We start from the raw sequence: 22,449 nt of genomic DNA, 5'->3' as shown, positions 1-22,449 counted from the left end.
GAGCGGCGGACGAGTGAGGGCGGCGGGCCAGGTGCCCGCCGCCCTCACCGCGCATGGGTGGGCGGTCACTTCACCGAGCCGGCCATCACTCCCTGCACGAAGTGCCGCTGGAAGGCGAAGAACACGGCCACCGGTACCACCAGGGACACGAACGCCCCCGGTGCCAGCACGTCGATGTTGCTGCCGAACTGCCGTATCTGGGACTGGAGCGCGACCGTCAGCGGCTGTGCGGAGCTGTCCGCGAACAGCAGTGCCACCAGCATGTCGTTCCACACCCACAGGAACTGGAAGATCGCCAGGCTGGCGAGGGCCGGCCGGCCCACCGGCAGGACCAGGCGGGTGAAGATCCGCCATTCGCTGCCGCCGTCCATCCGGGCCGCCTCCAGCATCTCCTTCGGTATCTCGACGAAGTAGTTGCGCAGCAGGAACACCGCGAACGGCAGCCCGTACGCCACGTGGAAGAGCACGACACCCGGGATGGTTCCGAACAGCCCCAGTTGGCCGAAGAGTTTGGCGACCGGCAGCAGGCCGATCTGCACCGGCACCACCAGCAGCGCGACCACGACCCGGAAGACCGCGTCCCGCCCGGGGAAGTCCAGCCACGCGAAGGCGTATCCGGCGAGTGCGGCGAGGACGACGACCAGCACGGTCGTCGGCACCGAGATCAGGACGGTGTTCCAGAACGCCTGGGTGATCCCGGCGTTCTGCAGCAGCGCCGAGTAGTTGTCGAAGGACAGTTGGCCGGGACTGGCGAACACCGTCCACCAGCCGCCCTTCGCGGTGTCCTCGGCGGACCGCAGCGAGGACAGGAACAGTCCGGCCAGGGGGGTCATCCACACCAGGCCGACCACCACGAGGAAGACCTGGACGACCCCCTTGCCCAGGTGACGCCGGAGGGCGTTCATCGCTGACTCCTTCGGAAACGGCGGACGTTGAAGACCATCGCCGGGACGACGAGCAGCAGGAGCAGCACACCGAGCGCGCTGCCCAGCCCCTGGTTGTTGCCGCCGCCGAACGACACCAGCCACATCTGCGTCGCGAGGACGGTCGCGTCCTCCTGCACCGGCCCGGGCGCGATGATGTAGACGAGGTCGAAGACCTTCATCACGTTGATCACCAGGGTCACGAAGACCACGGTCAGGACGGGTGCCAGCAGCGGGACCGTGATCCGCCGGAAGATCTGCCACTCGTTGGCCCCGTCCATCCGCGCCGCCTCCAGCGCGTCCCGGGGCAGCGTCGCGAGCCCGGCGCCGATCAGCACCATCGCGAAACCGGTCCAGATCCACAGGTAGGCCCCGATGATCGCGGGAGTGACCAGCGCCGGCCCGAGCCAGGAGATCCCGTCGTACGGCGGCGCGAAGTTCGACGCGGGAAGCCGCAGCGTGTACGTGCCCGCGTCCAGCCCGGAGAAGCGGAAGGAGCCGTCCGACGCCGTCGTCGTGCTCGCGACCGTCCTGCCGTCGCGGACCGCCTCGACCTTCATCTCGGGCAGCCCGCTCTCGCGCCGGTCGACCCTGCCCTGTTCGCCTCCCCCGCCGGGGGTGAAGTCCAGGTAGACCACGCCGCGCAGTTCGTCCGGCGCCGCCTTGCGGCCGGCGGCCGCGTAGGCGGGCTCGGCGCCCGTGGGGAGGTCCTTGGGGGGTACGCCGACCAGTGCGAGGGCCACCGAGTCGCCGGGGGACACGCTCGCACCGGTCCGGTACGAGCCGTCCGCCGCCTCGGTCAGCCCCTGGCCGTCGCGCGCCCGGGCCGTCGGATAGGCCGACGTGTCCCGGAAGGCGTCGTGGACGAAGACCACGGCGGCGTTCAGCACGCCCTTGTCCGGATCCTCGTCGTAGGCCAGCCGGAAGATGATGCCCGCCGCGAGGAAGGAGACCGCCATCGGCATGAACAGCAGGAGCTTGAAGGCCGTGGCCCAGCGGACCTTCTCCACCAGCACGGCGAGGATCAGGCCCAGGCCGGTCAGCAGGGCGGGTGCCACGACGACCCAGAGGGCCGTGTTCCGCACGGCCTTGAGCGTCGCCGGGTCGCGGAACATCTCGGCGTAGTTCTCACCGCCCACGAAGCGGGTGCCGGACGCGTCGAAGAAGCTGCGGCCGATCGAGAAGAGCACCGGGTAGACGACGAGGGCGCCCAGCAGGAGCAGCGCGGGGAGAGCGAACAGCAGGGCGACGATCCGTCCTCGCCGGCGCAGGCGCCGCGCGCGGTCGGCGAGGCCGCCGACGGGCGGTGGGGCCGTCTCTTTCACCAGGGTCGCGGTCATGACCGGTCAGCCCTTGTAGGCCTTGGCCGCCGCGGCTTCCAGCTGGGCCGCGGTCGCCTTCGGGTCGGCCGGGTCGCGCAGGAAGTCCTGCAGCAGCTTCCACTCCCCCGCGCCCTTCGTGCCGCCGAACGCGGCCGGCGCCTGGTCGGACATGTCGAACCGGACCGAGTCCCCGGCGTCGACGAGGGACTTGGCCGTGGCCCGGGTGACGTCGTCGCCGTACGAGGCGAGGTCGAGCTTCTTGTTCGGGGACAGGAAGCCGCCCGCCTTCGCCCACACGGCCGCGGCCTCGGGGGTGGCCAGGTACTCCAGGAGTGCCATGCCGGCCTTGGCGTTCTTGCCGTCCTTGAGGACGACCGCGGCGTCGCCGCCGCTGACCACCGGCGCCTCGCCGCCGTCGACCGCGGGGAAGGGGAAGAAGTTCGCGTCCTGGCCGATCGCCTTGCCGAACTGGTCCTTGGCGACCCCGGCGACGAAGTCGCCCTCGTAGACCATGCCCGCCTCGGGCTTCGGCCCGAACACCTTCTCCACGGACCCCGGGAAGTCCGTGTTCAGGGCCTCCTTCTGACCGCCCGCCAGCAGCTGCTTGTCCTTGAACAGCTTGCCGAGCGTGGTGAGGGCCCCGACCACGGAGGCGTCTGTCCACTTCAGCTTGTGGGCGGCGAGGGCGTCGTACTTCTCGGGTCCGGCCTGGGAGAGGTAGATGTTCTCGAACCAGTCGGTGAGGGTCCAGCCGTCCTGGCCGGCGACCGAGAAGGCGGCCAGGCCGGAGTCGGAGATCGTGCGCCCGGCCTTCAGCATCTCCTCGTACGTCGTCGGCGGCTTGACGCCGGCCTGGGTGAGGGCGTCGGGGCTGTACCAGACCGTCGACTTGTGGGCGGCCTTGAAGTAGAGCCCGTAGAGGGTGCCGTCGACGCTGCCGTACGTCTTCCACACGGGGGCGTAGTTGGCGTCGACGGCGCTCCGGGCCGTCCGGGACAGCGGCTGGAGCCAGCCGTTCCCGGCGAACTGCTTGAGTACTCCGACCTGCGGGACCATCACCACGTCGGGGGCGTTGCCGCCCTCGATCTTGCTGCCGACGACGGTGGAGACGTTGTCCCCGGTGGACATGAACCGGGTCGTGGCGCCGGTCTTCTCGCTGAACGCGTGCAGCACCTTCTGGAAGTTCTTCTGCTCGCTGCCGGACCAGACGCCGGCCACGGTGACGGTCTGGCCGCTGAGCGCCTTGTCTCCGCCGCCCGCCGAGACCGGGCCCCCGCCGCCGCAGGCGGTGGCGCCGAGCGCCAGGGCGAGGGCGGTGCAGCCGGTGAGCAGGGTGGTACGTCGTCGCATCATCGTTGATGTCCCTTCGGGGAGTGGGAGTTGACGGGAGTCAGAGGTCGATCGGCCACCAGGCCGAGGTCGAGCCGGGCAGCACGCCGGCCGGGCAGGGACCGCTGGACAGCAGGGGTGTGCCGGAGACCGGCGCGGGGGTGGGTGCGGTACCGAAGTTGACGGCGCAGACGAGGCCGTCGCCGCGGGTGAAGGCGAGGACACCGGGCGGGGTGTCCAGCCAGCGGAGCGTGCCCTCGCCCAACTGGGGCAGTGCGGCGCGCAGTTGGAGTCCGTCGCGGTACAGGTGCCAGAAGGAGCGGGTGTCGGCGAGGGCGCGGTCGGTGGCGTACTCGGCGAAGTACTCCGGCTGCGGCAGCCACGGCTTGGCGCCCTCCGCGCCGGAGGTGAAGCCGAAGGGGGAGGCCTGTCCCGACCACGGCAGCGGGACGCGGCAGCCGTCGCGGATGCGGGCGCGGCTGCCGGTGCGCCGGAAGATCGGGTCGGTGAGCACGTCGTCGGGCAGGTCGACGACCTCGGGCAGGCCCAGTTCCTCGCCCTGGTAGATGTACGCGGCGCCGGGCAGCGCCAGCATCAGCAGGGCGGCGGCGCGGGCGCGGGCGGTGCCGAGGCCGCTGCCCTCGGTGGCGGGTTCGCCGTAGCGGGTGACGGTGCGGACCTGGTCGTGGTTGTTGAGGACCCAGGTGACCGTGGAGCCCGTGCCGGCGATGTCCTGCATGGCCTCGGAGATCACCTTGCGGAAGGCGTCGGCGTTCCAGGGGGCGCTCAGCAGGTCGAAGAAGAAGGCCTGGTGGAGCTCGTCGGGGCGGACGTACCGGGCGTGTTCGCGGGCCGTGGGGACGGAGACCTCGCCGACCAGGAGCCGTTCGCGGCCGTCGCGGGCGGTGTACTCCTCGCACACCGCCCGCCAGTGCCGCCACACGTCGTGCACCTCGGGCTGGTTCCAGGCGAGCGGGTTGACCGAGTCCCGGGTGCGGGCGTCGGCCTCGGGGTCCGGGGAGTCGGGCAGGTCCGGGTGCTTGAAGAGGCCGGCGGCGACGTCGATGCGGAAGCCGTCGACGCCCCGGTCCAGCCAGAAGCGGAGGATCCGGTCGAACTCGGCGGCCACCTCGGGGGTGCGCCAGTTCCAGTCCGGCTGTTCGGGGGTGAACATGTGCAGGTACCACTGGCCGGGCCGCCCGTCCGGCTCCGTCACCCGGCTCCAGGCCGGACCGCCGAACATGGCGTGCCAGTTGTTGGGCGGCTCGGCGCCGTCCGGGCCGCGGCCGTCGGCGAAGTGGAAGCGGGCCCGCGCCGCGCTGCCGGGAGCGGAAGCGAGCGCCTCACGGAACCACGGGTGCTCGCTGGAGCAGTGGTTGGGGACGATGTCCAGGAGCACCTTGACGCCGAGCCGCCGGGCGGCCGCCACCAGCAGGTCGAACTCGGCGAGGTCGCCGAAGAGCGGGTCGACGTCGCAGTAGTCGGCCACGTCGTAGCCGTGGTCGTGCTGCGGGGACGGATAGAAGGGGCTCAGCCAGATCCCGTCCACGCCGAGCTTCTTCAGGTAGGGCAGCCCGGCCCGGACTCCGGCGAGGTCGCCGACGCCGTCGCCGGTGCTGTCCAGGAAGCTGCGGACGTACACCTGGTAGATCACCGCGTCGCGCCACCAGTGGTGCCTGTTCAACCCATTTGCCTGTCTCTGTGAAGGGCAGCAGTTATGCATGCATGTTAAGTAGCGATGTCGCGAGGGTGTCAATGAACAGACAGAAGCTACCGGAGAGTTCGGTGCTCAAATCCGGACTTGTTCGGGCACTTCGAAGCGAGATGAGACGTCAGCGTTACCCAACAAGTAACTAGGAGCGCTGTCAGCGAGACAGGGCGGCGAGCTCCCGGGCCAGACGCCGCACCGCTGCCGCGGGCGTCTCGTGCCCGCTCATCGCGTCGTGCACGACCGCCTGCACCACCAGGCTGACCTGGTCGTACCGCGGACTCTTGGGGCGCGGCGCGGCCGCGAGCACGCTCTCGCGCAGGGTCGGCAGATAGGGGAACGCACGGATCAGCTCGGGGTCGTCGTACAGCGCGGCGCGTACGGGCGGCAGGGCGCCGCGCGTGAGGACCTGGCGCTGGACGGGCTCACTGGTGAGGTAGGCGATCAGACGCGCGGCCGAGTCCGGGTGGCGTGCGTGGGTGTTGACGGCCAGGTTCGAGCCGCCGAGGACACTGGTGCCCGGGCCGTCCGGTCCCGGCAGCGGTACGGCGCCGATCCGTCCGGCGACCTTCGAGCCCCGGGCCGAGGCGACGACGTAGGCGTACGGCCAGTTGCGCAGGAAGAGCAGCCGGCCGTCCTGGAAGGCCTGCTTGGACTCCTCCTCCTTGTAGGTCAGCGCCTGTTTCGGTATCCACCCCTCGCGCACGCCCCGGGCGAGGAAGCCGATGCCCTCGCGCGCGGCGGCCGAGTTCACGGTGACGCGCTCCCCCTCGTCGCCGAGGATCGTGCCGCCCGCCGAGTAGACGGCCTCGGCCGCGTTGACGGTGAGGCCCTCGTACGGCAGGAACTGGCCGGCGTAGCCGTCGAGTCCGTGCTTCGGGGCGATGGTCCGCGCGTCCCGCTCCAGCTCGGCCCAGGTGCGCGGTGGCGGGACGCCCTCCTCGGCGAGGATGTCCTTGCGGTAGAGGAGAAGGCCGGCGTTGGTGACGTACGGGACGGCGTACAGCCGTCCGTCGTAGGTCGCCGTGTCCACGACCGGCGCCAGGAAGGTGTCGAGGGGGAAGCGGTCACGGGGCAGCGGGCGGATCCAGCCGGCGGCGGCGAACTCGGAGGTCCAGCTGACGTCGATGTTGAGGACGTCGAAGCGGCTGCGGTCGCCGTCGCGCAGGTCGGTGGCCATCTGCGCATGGGTCTCGTCGGCGGAGTCCGGGAGTTCGACGAGGGTGACCCGCTCGCCGGGGTGGGTGCGGTTCCAGCCCTCCAGCAGGGGGCCGAGATAGCCCGTGAGGTCTCCCGCGGTGGCGAGCGTCAAAGGCCCTCGGCCGCCTGCCGCGCCCTCGTCCGCCCGGGCGCCCGAGGCGATGTAACCGGTCATGACCACGACGAGGACGAGGAGGCCCCTACCGGTGGCGCGTATCCACCGCATAGGTTCCTCCTTGCACACCCGGCGCCGGGCGTCTTCGCCCGGAGTCAGAGGCCATGTATACCTGTTAGGTATGGGCGATACTAGGGCCTGGAGCACATTACGTAGACAGGAGGACTGCACACGTGCGCCTGCCCCTCCTGGCTCTCCTCGCGCGCGGCCCGGCCCACGGCTACGAGCTCAAGCAGGACCTTGAGCAGATGCTGGGCTCCGCGTACCCTCAGCCGAACGTCGGCCAGATCTATGTGACCCTCGGGCGCCTCGAGAAGCAGGGACTGATCGAGGGCGAGGACGTCGAGCAGTCCAGCCGGCCCAACAAGAAGGTCTACCACCTCACCGACACCGGGCGGGAGGCGCTGCGCGCCTGGTTCGAGGAGCCCGAGGACGAGCCGCGGGTGCGGGACGAGTTCTTCATGAAGCTGGCCCTCGCTCCGCAGACCGGTCTCGCCGACCAGATCGCCCTCATCAACAAACAGCGGCGCCAGTACCTCAACACCATGCGCGACCTGTCGAAACTGGCGGCCGCCGAAGACCGGGACAACCGCATCGCCCATCTGCTCATCGAGGGCGCGATGCTGCACCTGCAGGCCGACCTCGACTGGCTGGAGCGGTGCCAGGAAGAGCTGGAGGAGCTGGAGTGAGCGACCGCCCCACTCCCGTGCTGCGCGCCGAGGGCCTGGTCAAGACCCACTACGGCGAGGGCGCCCCGGCGCATGCCGTGCGCGGGGTCGACCTGTGCGTACGCCCGGGCGAGTTCGTGGCGATCACGGGCCCGTCCGGCGCCGGGAAGTCGACGCTGTTGCACCTGCTCGGCGGGTTGCAGCGACCGGACAGCGGCAGCCTCTGGCTGGACGGCGAGCGCACGGACGCCTACAGCGAGGCGCGCTGGGCGGTGGAGCGCAGAAAGCGCATCGGCATCGTCTTCCAGTTCTTCAACCTGGTGTCGAACCTGTCGGTCGCCGACAACGTCGAGCTGCCCGCGCTGCTCGCCGGGGTGTCCCCCCGGCAGGCGCGCGCCGAGCGTAAGGGGCTGCTGGCCGAGCTGGGGCTCGCGGGCAAGGAGCGGAGCATGCCGGGCGAGCTGTCCGGCGGTGAGCAGCAGCGGGTCGCGCTGGCCCGGGCCCTGGTCAACCGTCCGCCGCTGCTGCTCGCCGACGAGCCCGCGGGCAGCCTGGACAGCAGGGGAACCCGCGAGGTGATGCGGCTGCTGTCCCGCTTCCACCAGCGCGGCCAGACGATCGTGCTGGTCACCCATGACGCGCGGCTGGCGAGCGCCGCGGACCGGGTGATCAGCTTCTTCGACGGGCGGATAGCCGACGACGCGGCACTGGACGGCGGGTCCTCGCGGGGCACCGGGATATCCGGTGTGCTGGAGCTGAGGGACTGACATGCGGGTTCACGACCGTCCCCGCACCCCGTCCGGGCGGAGGGGCTGAAGCCGTGCGAGCCACGTTGCGCTGGGCCCACTCCGATCTGCGCACACACCGCGGCGAGGCGCTGTTCCTCGTGCTCGCCACGGCGGGCATCGTCGCCTCGCTCCTGCTGGCCACGGCGCTGTTCGGGTACGCCACCAACCCCTGGCAACGGGTGTTCACCCAGGCGCGCGGCGCGCACGTGTGGATCCACACCGGCCCGTCCGCCGCGGCGGACAAGCTCGTCACACTGGACGGCGTCGAGTCCGTGGCGGGTCCCTACCCCGTCGCCTCCGTCACCCTGACCTCCCGCGGCGCCCGCGCCTCCGTGGAACTGCGCGGCACGTCCGAGCGGCCCGCCGTCGGCCGGCCGCTGCTCACCTCCGGCCGCTGGCTGGACGCCGCGACGCCCGACGGCGTGGTCCTGGAGAGCCGCCTCGCCCGCGCCCTGCTGGCGGCTCCCGGCGACACCCTCACCGTGCCCGGCACCGCGCGGAAGCTGACCGTCGTCGGCGTCGCCGACAGCGCCGAGCCGCGCTACCGGCCGGGCGGGGAGCCCGGGCTGGTCTGGGCGCTGCCGTCGGCCGTGCCCGATCCCGGCGAGCAGGTGATCGGGCTGCGCCTGACGGACCCCGACGACACGGACTACGCCGTCCAGCGCGCCGTCACCGTGCTGGGTGCCGGCGCGATCGGCGAGGTCTCCACGTGGAAGCAGGCGCGTGCCGAGGCCCAGGGCGACAACCGGCTGCTCGGGCAGGTGCTGGGCCTGTTCGGACTGGGCGCGCTGGTCGCCGCCGGACTCGCGGTGCACGGTGCGATCGCCACCCGTATCCGCGGCCACCTCCGGGACATCTCGGTCCTGAAGGCGATCGGCTTCACCCCCGGCCAGGTCGTCCGCGTCTTCCTGCTCCAGCACATCGCCTACGCGCTGCTCGGCGCCGTGGCCGCGGCGGCGCTCACCCAGACGCTGGGCCGCCGTGTCCCGGGGCGCCTCGGCGACGCGGTCGGCGTGTGGCAGGGGCTGCCCGGGCACACCGTGGCGCTGTTCGCGGTGCCGGTGGCGGCGGTGCTGTTCATCGGCGCGACCACCGGGCTCGCCGCCTGGCGGGCGGGACGCGTGCCTCCGGTACCGGTGCCACGGCCCGCGGCTCCGGCGGGCGGACGGCTCTCCGGCCTCGCGCGCCGTGCGCTCGGACTGCGGCTGCCGCCCGCTCTGGTCCTGGGCTGGCACAAGGCCTTCACACGCCGGCTGCGGTCGCTGGCGACGGTGGCCCGGCTCGCGCTGCCGCTGCTGCTGATCGTGGTCGCGATGAGCGCCTGGACGACCATCGACCGCTTCCACAGCAGTCCCGAACAGACGGGTCTCCCGACCGCCCTCACCGTCCACGCGGACACCGGCCCGACCGACCGGGAGACACGCACCCTGCTGGAACGCGACCCGCAGGTCGCCGCCGCCTACCCCGGCGTGGAGGTTGCGGCCCTGGTCCCGGGCCAGACGGCCACGATCGCCCTGCGGGGCCTCGGCACCCGCCAGGACGCCTACCCGTACACCCTGGCCGAGGGCCGCCCCGCGCGCGGCCGTGACGAGGCGGTCGCCGGACAGGGCCTGCTCGACCTGCTGGACGTCCGCGTCGGCGACTGGGTGCGGATGACCGTGGGCGACCAGCCGCAGATCCTGCACATCGTGGGCCGCAGCATCGAGCCGGAGAACGCCGGGCGCGTCATCTCCACCTCGCTCGACACCCTCCGCGAGAACGACCCGAAGCTCGGCCCCACGCTGTACGAACTACGGCTGCGCCCCGGCGCCGACCCCCACACGGTCGCCGCCCGCCTCACCACGGCCGGACAGGGCCACCTGGACGTGCAAACCGTGACGAACCCGGCCGACGGGCTCTCCGCGCTGCGCGGAGTCGTCGTGGGCCTCATCGTCGTCCTGGCCCTCATCGGGCTCCTCGAGCTGCTGACCGTCATCGGCGGCACCGTGCGCGAGAGCGAACGGGACCTGCTCGCGCTCAAGGCGATCGGCCTGTCCCCCCGCCAGATCACCGCCATCACCGTCACGGCCACGGGCTGCACCGCCCTGGCCGCGGTCCTCGCCGGCACGGCCCTGGGCACCCCCCTCGCGCACTGGCTCATCGACACCCAGAGCAGATCGAGCGGCATCGGCGCCGGCATCGCCCAAGCCCCCTCCCCCACCTTCCTCCTCCTCTTCGCCACCACCGCAGTCCTGGGCGCCACCACCCTGTCCGCCCTTCCAGCAACCCGAGCATCCCACCGCCGCCTCGCCGACACGTTGAGCGCGGTGGGGTGAGGGAAGGGTGGGGGCACCGCTGGGGCGCTTGGAGGGCGGGGCCCGCGCTGGGGTTTGGGGTGGGGGCTGCGCCGGGGGCTGGGCGGGGCCCGCGTTGGGGTTTGGGGTGGGGGCTGGGCGGGGCCCGCGTTGGGGGTTTGAGACGGAGCCCGCGCCGGGTTCGGGGCGAAGCCCGCGTTGGGGGCTGGGACGGAGCCCGCGTTGGGGTTTGAGACGGAGCCCGCGCCGGGTTCGGGGCGAAGCCCGCGTTGGGGGTTTGGGGCGAAGCCCGCACCGGGTCTGGGACGAAGCCGGGGTAGTGGTTTGGGGCCAAGCCTTGAGGGGGCAGGGGCATAGCCCCAGCAGGGGCGCGGGGGGCAAGCCCCGCCAGGGCGCCTCGCCCGAGGCGAAAAGAGGCAATCTCTGCGCCAAGGTCCAAGGCGCGGCCCCGCCGGAACGCAGGGACCGAGCCCCGCCAGGGCGCTGGGCGGATCCACGGCCGGGGTGCGGAGGGCGAAGGACTCGCCGGGGTCTGGGGCGGAGCCCCGCCGGGCCCCGGGATGGCCGCCGCCTGGGTGCAGGGGCCTGGATCCACGGCCGGGGTGCAGGGCGAAGGACTCGCAAGGCGCAAGGGCGAGGCCTCCCTGAGCGCTGAGGCGGAGCCCTCTCCGGGGCTCGGGACGGAGCCCCACCGGGGCCCCGGGATGGCCGCCGCCAGGGCGCAAGGGCGCGGAGCCCCCGCCGGGGTCCGGGGCGGGGACCCGGGCGGGGGGTGGGGCTTGGTCTACCGAGACGGGTGGGTGCGCGGGGAATCCTTACTTGCGGGACCGCAGCTCCCGGTACCTGGCCACCAGCGCCCGCGTCGACGCGTCGAGTCCGGGCACCTCCGAGCCTTCCGTCAGCGCCGGTTCGACGCGCTTGGCGAGGACCTTGCCGAGTTCCACTCCCCACTGGTCGAAGGAGTCGATGTTCCACACCGCGCCCTGCACGAACACCTTGTGCTCGTAGAGGGCGACCAGCTGACCCAGCACCGACGGCGTCAGCTCGCCCGCGAGGATCGTGGTCGTGGGGTGATTGCCCTGGAACGTCTTGTGGGCCACCAGCTCCTCCGGCACACCCTCGGCGCGCACCTCGTCCGGGGTCTTGCCGAAGGCCAGCGCCTGCGTCTGGGCGAAGAAGTTGGCCATCAACAGGTCATGCTGCGCCTTGAGCTCGTCGCTCAGCTCGGCCACCGGCTCCGCGAAGCCGATGAAGTCCGCCGGGATCAGCTTCGTACCCTGGTGGATCAACTGGTAGTACGCGTGCTGCCCGTTGGTACCGGGGGTGCCCCAGACGACGGGACCGGTCTGCCAGTCGACCTCCTTGCCGTCCCGGCCGACGTACTTGCCGTTGGACTCCATGTCGAGCTGCTGGAGGTAGGCGGCGAACTTGGACAGATAGTGGCTGTAGGGCAGGACCGCGTGCGACTGGGCGTCGTGGAAGTTGCCGTACCAGATGCCCAACAGACCGAGCAGCAGCGGGGCGTTGGCCTCGGCGGGCGCGGTGCGGAAGTGGTCGTCGACGAGACGGAAGCCGTCGAGCATCTCGCGGAAGCGGTCCGGGCCGATGGCGATCATCAGGGAGAGACCGATCGCCGAGTCGTAGGAGTAGCGCCCGCCGACCCAGTCCCAGAACTCGAACATGTTGGCCGTGTCGATGCCGAAGTCGGCGACCTTCTCCGCGTTGGTCGACAGCGCGACGAAGTGCTTGGCGACGGCGGCCTGTCCCCCGCTCCCGGCTTCTCCCCCACTCCCGGCTTCACTCGAGGAGGTACCGCCGTCGAGCGCGTCCAGCAGCCAGGTGCGGGCCGAGGTGGCGTTGGTGATGGTCTCGATGGTGGTGAAGGTCTTGGACGCGATGATGAACAGCGTCTCGGCCGGATCCAGGTCCCGGGTCGCCTCGTGCAGGTCCGCGCCGTCCACGTTGGAGACGAAGCGGACCGTGAGGTCGCGGTCGGTGTAGCTGCGCAGCACCTCGTAGGCCATGGCCGGGCCGAGGTCGGAGCCGCCGATGCCGATGTTGACGATGTTCTTGATGCGCTTGCCGGTGTGGCCGGTCCAGGCGCCGGAGCGGACCCGCTCGGCGAAGTCGGCCATCTTGTCGAGGACGGCGTGCACACCGGGGACGACGTTCTCCCCGTCGACCTCGATCACCGCGTCGCGCGGGGCGCGCAGGGCGGTGTGCAGCACCGCGCGGTCCTCGGTGGTGTTGATCTTCTCGCCGCGGAACATGGCGTCCCTGAGCCCGAAGACATCGGTGGCGGCGGCCAGCTCGCGCAGCAGCCGCAGCGTCTCGTCGGTGACGAGGTGCTTGGAGTAGTCGATGTGCAGGTCGCCGACCTGCACCGTGTACCCGCTGCCACGCCCGGGGTCGGCGGCGAACAGCTCGCGCAGCTGCACCTCGCCGAGTTCCTCACGGTGCTTGGCCAGAGCGGTCCACTCAGGCGTCTGGTTGAGCCTCGTACGGCCGTCTGCGTTCATGTCGGACCTAGGTCCTCTCTTTCGGATCTTGCCGGGGTCGCGGACCCTGGCACGCGCATCTGCCGCGGTGTCGTCGCTCGCCGACTCCCCCGCTCCGGGCTTCTCCCCCCCACTCTCGGCTTCGCCCGAGCAGGAGGGACCCGCATCCGCGGAGAACCCAAGGCTCCGGGGAACCCAAGGCTCGGGGGAACCCAAGGCTAGGGGGGACCCATGACTCGGAGGACCCACGACTGACTCGCAGGACCCACGACTCGGGGGACCCACGACTCGCGGGAACCCAAGGCGCAGGGACCCCATCGCGTCGGCTCCTTCCTCCGCCCCGCAGCTGCACGCACGCACCAGACCCCGCTCCGCTCGGGGACAAGGCGCGATCGCTCGGGGCCGGCCTGGTCCGAAAGACAGGCCTGGCCCTCTTTCCTCACCTGTCCGTGCTGCGCGCCTCGTCCCGCTGGTCCCAACCTAATTGATCAGCGCGTGACGTGAGCTGTCATGGGACCGTCCTGCGGTGCAACAACAGGTACGTCCGCCTTGCCCGCGGGTATCAACGCGACGACGGCCAGAGCGAACAGCGCGGCAGCGCACAGCGCCGGTGCGTTCAGGCCGAAGGCTCCCGCCACGGCTCCGCCGAGCAGCGCACCGAGCGGGGCGCCGGAGGTGGAGGCCGTACGGAAGGCGGAGGAGATGCGGCCCACCATGGCCTCGGGGCTGCGCTGCTGCATCAGCGTGACCTGGTTGACGTTCCACACCATGTTCATGATGCCGAGCAGCAGCATGCCTGTGAGGAGGGCGCCGAGATGGCGCACGGTGCCCATGAGCAGCAGGGACGCCGTCTGCACGGCCCCGCCGGCCAGCAGGGCCCGGGCCCGCCCGGTGCGCCGCGCGATCCGCTGGGCGACGAAGCCGCCGACGACGCTGCCCACCGCGTACGCGGTCATCGCGGCGGCGAACTCGGTGTCGCCCGCGTGCAGCCAGTGCGTCACATGCAGCACGAGAGTGGCGATCAGGGCGCCCATGCCGATGTTGCACAGCAGGGTGGCCAGGCACACCGGCCTCAGCACCCGGTCGTGCCACAGCGCGCGCAGCCCTTCGGCGATCTCCGCCCGCAGGGTGCTGCCCGCCGGGCGCGGCTCCCGCGCGGGCGGGCGTATCCGCAGGGAGGCCACGAGGGCGGCGGCGAGCAGATAGGTGGCCGCGTCGGCCGCGAACGGCAGGAAGGCGCCGCCGGTGAGCAGCAGCGGCACGACCGGCCCGGCCGGCAGGCCTCCGGCGAGTTGCTGGCCGGTCATCAGCCGGGCGTTGGCCCCGCCCAGAGCCGCACGGTCCACCAGGGACGGCAGCAGGGCCGTGGAGGCGTTGTCGAAGAGCGTCTGCAGGGTGGTCAGCAGGAAGGCGAGGGCCAGCAGCAGCGGGATCGAGGCGTGGCCGAGGCCGACGGCGAGCGCGAAGGCGGCCACCAGCAGCCCGCGGACGGTGTCCACGGCCCACATCGCGCGCCGCTGGTCCACCCGGTCGGCGACTGCCCCGCCGAGCAGGCCGAACAACAGCCAGGGAACATAGCCGCAGGCGGTCACCGAGGCGATGACCAGGGGCGAGTCCGTGAGCCGGACGGCGAGCAGGGGCAGGGCAGTGGCGCGCAGGGCGTCCCCGAACCGCGAGATCACGGCGGCGCTCCACAGCCGCCCGAACCCGCCGCGCCACGCGGGCGCGCCGCCGTCCGCCGTCCCGACCGTGCCCACAACTCCCCCTCCCCGTTCACCGGTTCGCCGTCGCGGCGAGAACCGCGACGACTACCGCTGTGAAAACCGTAGAGGGCGCCACTGACAATCGGTCCGACGGCCGTCGGCCGCAGGTGCGGGAGACGGGTCCGGCCAGGCGCCCGCAGGCACCTGGCCGGTCCTCAACTCCTAGATTTCGCCCCGCAGTTTGGCGAGCGCCTCGGCGAGGATCGCCTCGCCGTCCGCGTCGCTGCGCCGCTCCCGCACATAGGCGAGGTGCGTCTTGTAGGGCTCGGTGCGCGGCGGGTCCGGGGGGTTGTCCCGGTCCTGGCCGGCCGGGAAGCCGCAGCGCGGGCAGTCCCAGGTCTCGGGCACCTGCGCGTCGCTGGCGAAGCTGGGCTGCGTCTCATGCCCGTTGGAGCACCAGAAGGAGATGCGCAGACGCGGCGCGGACTCGCCGCGCTCGGCCTCGCCCATCGGCCCCGCCCCGACCCGGCTTCCTCGGATCGCGTTGCCACTTGCCACGGTCGTAACTCCCTGCGTGATGGTGCCGCGAAGCGAGTCGGCGTTTCGCTTCGCTGCGAGCGCCTCAGTCTACGTAAGGCCCAACGCGCGTCCAGTGATTGGAGTTACAACCCCCACACCTAGACGCAAGCCCCATGATAGGCCGCGCTCAGCTGCGCGTACCGAACATGGGGCCTTACGTACGGAATGTGCGTTTATGTGCGTCGCTGATCAGCTGTTCGTCTTCATCAGAATGCCGAGGACGACGATGCACGCGAACCAGAGCAGACCGATCACGACGGTGATGCGGTCGAGGTTGCGCTCGGCGACCGAGGAGCCGCCGACGGAGGACTGCATGCCGCCACCGAACATGTCGGAGAGGCCGCCGCCCTTCCCCTTGTGCATCAGCACCAGCAGCATCAGCAGCAGGCTGAAGACGATCAGGGCGATCGAGAACCCCAAAACCACGGCTGGACCAACTTCCTCGGATTCGGATGACTAGGGGGCCGAAGCTTTCAGAGAAGCGTCACACTCCGCATGACAGCTTCGGCCCCGCAAGGGTACGACGGATCGCCGCTACCGCATACTCACAGCTCGGCTCACTGGTCGCGGAAGCGCACGATCTTGACGAACTCCTCGGGATCCAGCGAGGCACCGCCGACCAGCGCGCCGTCGATGTCGGCCTGCGCCATGATCTCGGCGACGTTGCCGGACTTCACGGAGCCGCCGTACTGGATGCGGACCTTGTCGGCCACGTCCTGGGAGTACAGCTCGGCGATCTTCCCGCGGATGGCGGCGCAGACCTCCTGGGCGTCCTCGGCGCCGCAGACCTTGCCGGTGCCGATGGCCCACACGGGCTCGTAGGCGATGACAACGGTCTCGGCGTGCTCGGCCGGGAGGTCCTTCAGACCGCCCTCGACCTGGGCGAGGGTGTGGGAGACGTGGTTGCCCGCCTCGCGGACGTCGAGTTCCTCGCCGACACACAGGATCGGGGTGAGGTCGTGCTTGTAGGCGGCCTTGACCTTGGCGTTGACGAGTTCGTCGGTCTCGCCGTGGTACTGGCGGCGCTCGGAGTGGCCGATCGCCACGTATGTGCACTTCAGCTTGGCCAGCATCGCGCCGGAGATCTCGCCGGTGTAGGCACCGGAGTCGTGCGCCGAGATGTCCTGGGCGCCGTACTTGATCCGGAGCTTGTCGCCGTCGACCAGGGTCTGCACGGAGCGCAGATCGGTGAAGGGCGGCAGGACGGCGACCTCCACGGCCTCGTGGTCCTTGTCCGCGAGGGCGAAGGCGAGCTTCTGGACGTGGGCGATGGCCTCGAGGTGGTTGAGGTTCATCTTCCAGTTGCCCGCCATCAGCGGCGTGCGCCCAGAGAAATCGGATACAGCCATCTAGGTCAGTCCTCCAGTGCGGCGAGGCCGGGGAGCGTCTTGCCCTCGAGGTATTCGAGGGAGGCGCCGCCGCCGGTCGAGATGTGGCCGAATGCGGTCTCGTCGAAGCCGAGCGTGCGCACGGCCGCGGCGGAGTCACCGCCGCCGACGACGGTGAACCCCTTCGAGTCGACGAGGGCCTGGGCGACCGCCCGGGTGCCTTCGGCGTAGTCGGGGTGCTCGAAGACGCCCATGGGGCCGTTCCAGAAGACGGTCTGGGCGTCGGCGAGCTTCGAGGCGTACAGCTTGCGGGTCTCGGGACCGATGTCCAGACCCTCCTGGTCGGCGGGGATGGCGTCCGCGGCGACGACGGTGGGGTTGGCCGGGGCCTTCGTCTTCAGGTCCGGGAACTCGGTCGCGACGAGGACGTCGACCGGCAGGACCAGGTCGACGCCGGTCTTCTCCGCGCGCTCGATGTACTCGGTGACGGCCGGGATCTGGTCCTCCTGCAGGAGGGAGATGCCGACCTCGTGGCCCTTGGCCTTGAGGAAGGTGTAGGCCATGCCGCCGCCGATGAGGAGCCGGTCGGCCTTGCCGAGCAGTTCGTCGATGACGGCGAGCTTGTCGGAGACCTTGGCGCCGCCGAGCGCGACGACGTACGGGCGCTCGACGTCCTGGGTGAGCTTCTTCAGGACGCCGACCTCGGTGGCGATGAGGTGGCCGGCGGCGTGCGGCAGGCGGGCCGGGAGGTCGTAGACGGAGGCGTGCTTGCGGTGGACCGCGCCGAAGCCGTCGCCGACGTACAGGTCGGCGAGTTCGGCGAGTTGGTCGGCGAAGGCGCCGCGCTCGGCGTCGTCCTTGGCGGTCTCGCCCGCGTTGAAGCGGAGGTTCTCGATGACGGCGACCTGGCCGTCGTTCAGGCCCGCGACGGTCGCGCGGGCGGACTCGCCGACCGTGTCGGTCGCGAACGCGACGGCGGAGCCGAGGAGTTCGCCCAGGCGGGAGGCGGCGGGGGCGAGGGAGAAAGCCGGGTCCGGGGCGCCCTTGGGGCGGCCCAGGTGCGAGGCGACGACCACCTTGGCGCCCGCGTCCGCGAGGGCCTTGACGGTCGGCAGCACGGCACGGATGCGGCCGTCGTCGGTGATGGTGCCGTCGGCGAGCGGCACGTTGAGGTCGGCGCGGACGAAGACCCGCTTGCCGGCCACGCCTTCGGAGAGGAGTTCGTCGATCGTCTTCATGAAAGGGGCTCCCGGGAGGGCTCGTGGTACTCCGTGATCGTAGAGAGGGCTGATCCGTACGTGCGGCAGGGCTCGGGCGGCGCGTCCCTGCGCCGCCCGAGCCCTGCCTTCACATGGAGTCCGCTCTGTGGGTCAGAGCTGGCCGCCGACGAAGACCGTCAGGTCGACGAGGCGGTTGGAGTAGCCCCACTCGTTGTCGTACCAGCCGATGACCTTCACGTTCTTGCCCTCCTGGACCATGGTCAGGGAGGAGTCGAAGGTGCAGGACGCCGGGGCGTTGACGATGTCGGAGGAGACGATCGGGTCCTCCGTGTACTCGAGGATGCCCTTGAGCTCGCCCTCGGCAGCCTTCTGGAAGGCGGCGTTGACCTCTTCCTTGGTGACCTCGCGGCCCAGCTCCAGGACCAGGTCGGTGACCGAGCCGGTCGGGACCGGGACGCGCATGGCGATGCCGTCCAGCTTGCCCTTGAGCTGCGGCAGGACCAGGGCGGTGGCCTTGGCGGCACCGGTGGTGGTCGGGATGATGTTCTCGGCGGCGGCACGCGCGCGGCGCAGGTCCTTGTGCGGGAAGTCCAGGATGCGCTGGTCGTTGGTGTACGCGTGCACCGTCGTCATCAGGCCCTTGACGATGCCGAAGTTCTCGTCCAGGACCTTGGCCATCGGCGCCACACAGTTGGTGGTGCAGGAGGCGTTGGAGATGACGTGGTGGTTGGCCGCGTCGTACTTGTCCTGGTTGACGCCCATCACGATGGTGACGTCCTCGTCCGTCGCCGGCGCCGAGATGATGACCTTCTTGGCGCCGCCGGCGAGGTGCTTCTCGGCGTCGGCCTTCTTCGTGAAAATGCCGGTCGACTCGATGACGATGTCGACGCCCAGCTCGCCCCACGGGATGTCGGCGGGGTTGCGCTCGGACAGGACCTTGATGGTGTGGCCGTCGACGGTGATCGTGTCGGCGGTGTGGGTGACCTCCTGCTTGAGGCGGCCCAGGATCGTGTCGTACTTGAGCAGGTGAGCGGTGGTCGCGGTGTCACCCAGGTCGTTGACAGCCACGATCTCGATGTCAGCACCCTGCTCCAGCAGCGCGCGGAAGTAGTTACGACCGATGCGGCCAAAGCCGTTGATGCCTACGCGGATCGTCACGAACCGATCTCCTCGTTGGTACGCCGGCCATGCGGTGCCGGCGAGCTGTGTTTGGGATGTCCCCGACCACCCCCGACCCTACCTCTCCGAGGGCCCCGTGGTGACATCGAGTCGCCGCATACACGGCAGGACGGTCCGTACCCGCCAGTAGGGGTACGGACCGCCCTGTCAGGAAGGCGTGTTCGCTCGTTTCGGTCACATCGCGTCGAGCGGTGCTGACCTCAGCGTGTCACTCGTCAAGTGAGTCGAGCGCCTTTCCGATGAGCGCCTTGCGGTCGGCCGCCGCGGTGACGTGTTCCAGGCCGAAGCCCAGCAGCACCGTGTCGTCCGTCGTGACGGAGGCGTACGTCTGGAAGAGCGCTCCGGAGCGCGTCCAGTCGTTGACGACCGCGGGGCTGCCCGCGGGCGGGCCCGGAACGCGCCAGGCGCCGAGCGACGTCTCGAAGCCCTCGGTCTCGGTCGCGGTGCCGCCGATGACGAGGGAGGCGTTGTCGACGAGGACGCCGCGGCCGCCGGAGCCGGGGTCGGTGATGTAGGAGAGCGCCACCTCGACGGTCTTCCCGGCGTACGCGGAGAGGTCGAAGGACACCTCCTGCCAGCCGGCCGACGCTCCGGTGAAGCTGTTCCAGGAGCCGCTGGTGCCGGTGGGCGTGCAGGCGCCGCCGGCGAGCGTCAGGTACCGCTTGAGGGCGGGGTGCGCCTGGACGAAGTAGCCGGCCCCGCACTCGGCCGGTACGGCGGTGCCGGTGGCGCCGCCCGCCTCCGGGAGCGTGGTCCAGTCGTCGGCGCCGGCGGTGTGCGCCTCCAGGACGGCGTGGTCGTAACCCTCCTCCGTGTTCCACAGCATGCGCGTCCGCAGCGTCGGCTTGTCGGACGCGCTCACCTTGGTGAGGTCGATGGTGCGGGCGAGGCGGTTCCAGGCGTAGTCGCTGTGCGTGACGGCGGCCATGGACGTGCCCTCGTAGGGCCCGTACGGGTTGACGGTGCCGGGGTAGAGGCCCGCGCCCGCGCTCGTGAACTGCGGGAAGGTGTCCACGGGCAGGGTCTCGGACGTGACGCTGTACGACCCGGCCTGGTTGAGCGGGTTGCCGGGTGCGGCGCCCAGCGGCCCGGCGGCGCCGGCGAGCGCGCCCGTGCCCTTGAAGGAGGTCGCGTCGGACAGGGACGTACGGGTGTAGGCGCCCAGGTAGTACTGGCTGAAGTCGTTGGACGGGGTGCCGTCGCCGAGGTCGACGTCACCGCCGGCCCGCTCGCCCGCCTCGATCAGCTTGCCGCCCTCGTTGAGGAAGGCACGCAGCTCCAGCTGGGTCGGGTTGCCGGGGGCGCCCGCGCCCGTGTAGTGGACGACCGTGCCGAAGTGGTTCAGCACGCCGAGCGCGTCCGGCACGCCCTGGGTGGCGACGTCCCAGACGATCGCCCTGCGGCCGTTGGCCTTCAGCGCGTCGACGTAGGTCTGCGCCTGCGTGGCGGCCGCGCCCTCCTCGGCCACGACGAGGGTGTCGGCCTTGGGCCGCGCGGCGACGGTGTAGGTGAAGTGCTTGCTGGAGACCTTCTTGCCGCTCTTCGTCTCGCCGGTGAACCACACCTCGACCTTGTCGCCCGGTTCGCCGTGCCGGACCTTGGCGCGGTACTCGTCGAAGTGGAGGTTGTCGTCACCGCCGTAGGTCTCGCCGCCCTTCCAGGGCCTCAGCGTCTCGTCGTGGACCCGGCCGCCGTTGACGCGGTACCTGAGTTCCTTGTCGCGGACCGCCTTGCGGACGACGGCGGAGACCTCCTGGTCGGCGCCGCGCGCGTACGACGTGGTGAAGGCGGCCGGGGTGAAATCGGCGGCGGTCAGGCCGACCGAGGACTTCGGCTGGTCGGGGCGGGCGGCGCTCTCGGCGACGGAGAGCGCGAAGGGGATGTTCTTCGCGAACTCCTGCTGGATCAGCTTCTCGTCGTCCGGGAAGTTGAAGACCGACTGGCAGTCGGCCGCGTTCCACTGGTCGCCGGGGTCGAGGTTCGAAGCCGTCTGGCAGGTCGACATCTCGGGCGTGAACATCGCCGTGCCGTTGACGTTGGCCGCGTGGCCGTCCGCCTCGCCGTTGGTGGTGTACAGCTCCGAGGAGACCTGGGGGTGGTAGCCGGGGATCGCGGAGTTCTCGGGGGTGCCGGCCAGCGCCTTGTACATGACGTCGTCCGGGGTGTCCGTCGCGACCTGCCAGCCGACGCCGTAGAGGAGGAGCTCGGCGGCGGAGTGGTAGTTGATGCCGTACTCGAAGCCGATGCGCTTCTCGAAGGCGTCCAGGGCCTTCGTCTCGGGCTCGGAGCCGGGGCCGGCGCCGCGGTAGGTCTGGCTGGTGGGGTTGGGCGACGAACCCTCGTCGTCGTAGCCCCACTTGTAGGCGAAGTTGCGGTTGAGGTCGACGCCGTCGCCGGTGCTGATCACACCGTCGGCGTTGACGTCCCGCAGGTTCTTGCGCCACAGGCGGTTGTCGTCGTTCTGGAAGGTGTAGTCGTAGCCGTCGGGGTTGGCCGACAGGACGAACCACAGCTCGGTGGTGTCGACGAGCTTCCTGATGCGCTTGTCGGTCCTGTAGTTGTCCAGGTAGTGGTGGAGCAGCCGGCGGGTCATCTCCGGGGTGATCCACTCGCGGGCGTGCTGGTTGGAGAGGTACAGCACGGCGGGCTTGGAGCCGTCCTTGGTCTTCTTCGCGTTCTTGGTGAGCTTGAGCGCGAGGATGTCCTGGCCGTTGATCGTCCGGCCGATGGAGACGACCTTGGTGAGGCCGGGGTTCTCCTGGCCGGTGCGGAGGATCTCCTCCTTCAGGCCGCCCTTGCCGCTGTAGGGGCGGAACACGCCGTCGGCGGCGGCCTCGACGCGGTTCTCGGCCTTGGCCGACAGGGTGTGCTCGGTGAGGGCGACGCCCTGCTTCTCGAGCTTTCTTGCCTGGTCGTCGGTCAGGTAGACCTCGACGGTGGCGGTGCCCCGGTCGGGCGCCTGCTCACTGAGTTCGTGTCCGTCCTGACCGGCTGCCAGCAGCAGCGGGATCTGCTTCTTGGTGACCTCGGCGCGGAAGACCTTGACCTCGTCCGCGTCGGATGTCCGGGGTGAACTCCCGGGTTGTGCCTGGGCGATGGGTGCGATGCTCGCTCCGCCGATCAGGAGCGCGCCGACAGCGAGGATCGATCTCGCTCTACGTCTCATGAACCCCCCTAGCGTGGGTCCGCCACAGCAGCGAACACATGCCAGGCTCATGTCCGTCCATGATCGAGTCAAGGGTGCCTCAAGGGGGGTTCAAGGAGGGGCGGTTGTCATCAGGGGTGCTGCGATCCAAGAGCTGGGAAACGCTGGTGGGGGCGCCCCCCGGGGGGGGGGCCCCCCCCGGGGGGGGGGGGGGGGCCGGGGGGCGGGGGGGGGGGGGGGCCCCCCGGGGGGGGCCCGGGGGGGGGGTGGGGGGGGGGGGGGGTGGGGGGGGGGGGGGCGGGGCCCCCCCCCCCCCCACCGCGCATGGGTGGGCGGTCACTTCACCGAGCCGGCCATCACTCCCTGCACGAAGTGCCGCTGGAAGGCGAA

At 71.0% G+C, this 22,449-nt stretch carries 16 protein-coding genes; 3 read left to right on the top strand and 13 right to left on the bottom strand.

All coding sequences use genetic code 11. The features are described 5' to 3' along the window. Positions 1–65 precede the first annotated feature (65 nt). The 5 genes from ACPT94_RS21230 to ACPT94_RS21210 all read right to left on the bottom strand — a co-directional run bounded on the left by ACPT94_RS21230 (position 66) and on the right by ACPT94_RS21210 (position 6,708). Positions 66–905 (bottom strand): carbohydrate ABC transporter permease, encoded by an 840-nt coding sequence (locus ACPT94_RS21230; RefSeq protein ID WP_425246553.1) that lies wholly within the window; start codon positions 903–905, stop codon positions 66–68. Beyond that, entirely contained in the window at positions 902–2,263 is a 1,362-nt protein-coding gene (locus tag ACPT94_RS21225; RefSeq protein ID WP_425246552.1) for an ABC transporter permease subunit, read from the bottom strand. Before ACPT94_RS21225 ends, ACPT94_RS21230 begins: the two co-directional genes overlap by 4 nt. A 6-nt stretch (positions 2,264–2,269) precedes the next feature. After that, a complete protein-coding gene (locus ACPT94_RS21220; protein WP_425246551.1) occupies positions 2,270–3,598 on the bottom strand; it encodes an ABC transporter substrate-binding protein in 1,329 nt (442 codons plus the stop codon). 37 nt (positions 3,599–3,635) lie between these two features. Continuing rightward, positions 3,636–5,297, bottom strand: a complete 1,662-nt coding sequence (locus tag ACPT94_RS21215; RefSeq protein ID WP_425246550.1) for a glycoside hydrolase family 13 protein — start codon at positions 5,295–5,297, stop codon at positions 3,636–3,638. A 142-nt stretch (positions 5,298–5,439) separates the two neighbouring features. Then, positions 5,440–6,708 (bottom strand): ABC transporter substrate-binding protein, encoded by a 1,269-nt coding sequence (locus ACPT94_RS21210; RefSeq protein WP_425246549.1) that lies wholly within the window; start codon positions 6,706–6,708, stop codon positions 5,440–5,442. A 122-nt stretch (positions 6,709–6,830) separates the two neighbouring features. Between ACPT94_RS21210 and ACPT94_RS21205 the strand changes: the two genes are divergently transcribed. The 3 genes from ACPT94_RS21205 to ACPT94_RS21195 are packed head-to-tail and all read left to right on the top strand — an operon-like array spanning position 6,831 to position 10,428. Continuing rightward, positions 6,831–7,346, top strand: coding sequence for a PadR family transcriptional regulator (locus ACPT94_RS21205; RefSeq protein WP_425246548.1), 516 nt, complete (start codon positions 6,831–6,833; stop codon positions 7,344–7,346). After that, positions 7,343–8,092, top strand: coding sequence for an ABC transporter ATP-binding protein (locus ACPT94_RS21200; protein WP_425246547.1), 750 nt, complete (start codon positions 7,343–7,345; stop codon positions 8,090–8,092). The genes ACPT94_RS21205 and ACPT94_RS21200 overlap by 4 nt, the downstream gene beginning before the upstream one ends. Positions 8,093–8,145: 53 nt before the next feature. Further along, positions 8,146–10,428: an ABC transporter permease gene (locus tag ACPT94_RS21195; protein ID WP_425246546.1), complete on the top strand. Its 2,283-nt coding sequence runs from the start codon at positions 8,146–8,148 to the stop codon at positions 10,426–10,428. A gap of 794 nt (positions 10,429–11,222) precedes the next feature. Here the strand turns inward: ACPT94_RS21195 and pgi are convergent. From pgi to ACPT94_RS21155, 8 genes are all read right to left on the bottom strand, one after another. Beyond that, the gene (gene pgi, locus ACPT94_RS21190; protein ID WP_425246545.1) at positions 11,223–12,926 is read right to left on the bottom strand and encodes a glucose-6-phosphate isomerase; all 1,704 of its coding nucleotides are present in this window, start codon (positions 12,924–12,926) and stop codon (positions 11,223–11,225) included. A gap of 467 nt (positions 12,927–13,393) precedes the next feature. Next, positions 13,394–14,662, bottom strand: coding sequence for an MFS transporter (locus tag ACPT94_RS21185; RefSeq protein ID WP_425246544.1), 1,269 nt, complete (start codon positions 14,660–14,662; stop codon positions 13,394–13,396). A gap of 168 nt (positions 14,663–14,830) precedes the next feature. Beyond that, the gene (locus ACPT94_RS21180; RefSeq protein ID WP_003976875.1) at positions 14,831–15,166 is read right to left on the bottom strand and encodes an RNA polymerase-binding protein RbpA; all 336 of its coding nucleotides are present in this window, start codon (positions 15,164–15,166) and stop codon (positions 14,831–14,833) included. A gap of 210 nt (positions 15,167–15,376) precedes the next feature. Beyond that, positions 15,377–15,607: a preprotein translocase subunit SecG gene (gene secG / locus ACPT94_RS21175; protein ID WP_207228689.1), complete on the bottom strand. Its 231-nt coding sequence runs from the start codon at positions 15,605–15,607 to the stop codon at positions 15,377–15,379. 137 nt (positions 15,608–15,744) lie between these two features. Beyond that, positions 15,745–16,500 carry a triose-phosphate isomerase gene (gene tpiA / locus ACPT94_RS21170; protein WP_425246605.1) on the bottom strand — a complete coding sequence of 252 codons (756 nt, stop codon included), beginning with the start codon at positions 16,498–16,500 and terminating at the stop codon, positions 15,745–15,747. A 41-nt stretch (positions 16,501–16,541) separates the two neighbouring features. Next, positions 16,542–17,753, bottom strand: a complete 1,212-nt coding sequence (locus ACPT94_RS21165) for a phosphoglycerate kinase (RefSeq protein ID WP_360341872.1) — start codon at positions 17,751–17,753, stop codon at positions 16,542–16,544. Between the two features lie 132 nt (positions 17,754–17,885). Beyond that, entirely contained in the window at positions 17,886–18,893 is a 1,008-nt protein-coding gene (gene gap, locus ACPT94_RS21160; RefSeq protein WP_360341875.1) for a type I glyceraldehyde-3-phosphate dehydrogenase, read from the bottom strand. Between the two features lie 229 nt (positions 18,894–19,122). Then, positions 19,123–22,080: a M14 family metallopeptidase gene (locus ACPT94_RS21155; protein WP_425246543.1), complete on the bottom strand. Its 2,958-nt coding sequence runs from the start codon at positions 22,078–22,080 to the stop codon at positions 19,123–19,125. Positions 22,081–22,449 lie beyond the last annotated feature (369 nt).

Source organism: Streptomyces aurantiaciflavus (genome assembly GCF_049808595.1).
Taxonomy (GTDB): domain Bacteria; phylum Actinomycetota; class Actinomycetes; order Streptomycetales; family Streptomycetaceae; genus Streptomyces.
Note: the sequence above shows the minus strand (reverse complement) of the source record. Positions and strands in the feature narration are given on the sequence as shown.

Coding starts and splice junctions, on each gene's coding strand:
- ACPT94_RS21155 (WP_425246543.1), bottom strand. CDS start 22,080: ATGAGACGTAGAGCGAGATCGATCCTCGCTGTCGGCGCGCTCCTGATC.
- tpiA (WP_425246605.1), bottom strand. CDS start 16,500: ATGGCGGGCAACTGGAAGATGAACCTCAACCACCTCGAGGCCATCGCC.
- ACPT94_RS21225 (WP_425246552.1), bottom strand. CDS start 2,263: ATGACCGCGACCCTGGTGAAAGAGACGGCCCCACCGCCCGTCGGCGGC.
- ACPT94_RS21220 (WP_425246551.1), bottom strand. CDS start 3,598: ATGATGCGACGACGTACCACCCTGCTCACCGGCTGCACCGCCCTCGCC.
- ACPT94_RS21230 (WP_425246553.1), bottom strand. CDS start 905: ATGAACGCCCTCCGGCGTCACCTGGGCAAGGGGGTCGTCCAGGTCTTC.
- ACPT94_RS21165 (WP_360341872.1), bottom strand. CDS start 17,753: ATGAAGACGATCGACGAACTCCTCTCCGAAGGCGTGGCCGGCAAGCGG.
- ACPT94_RS21215 (WP_425246550.1), bottom strand. CDS start 5,297: ATGCATAACTGCTGCCCTTCACAGAGACAGGCAAATGGGTTGAACAGG.
- pgi (WP_425246545.1), bottom strand. CDS start 12,926: ATGAACGCAGACGGCCGTACGAGGCTCAACCAGACGCCTGAGTGGACC.
- ACPT94_RS21210 (WP_425246549.1), bottom strand. CDS start 6,708: ATGCGGTGGATACGCGCCACCGGTAGGGGCCTCCTCGTCCTCGTCGTG.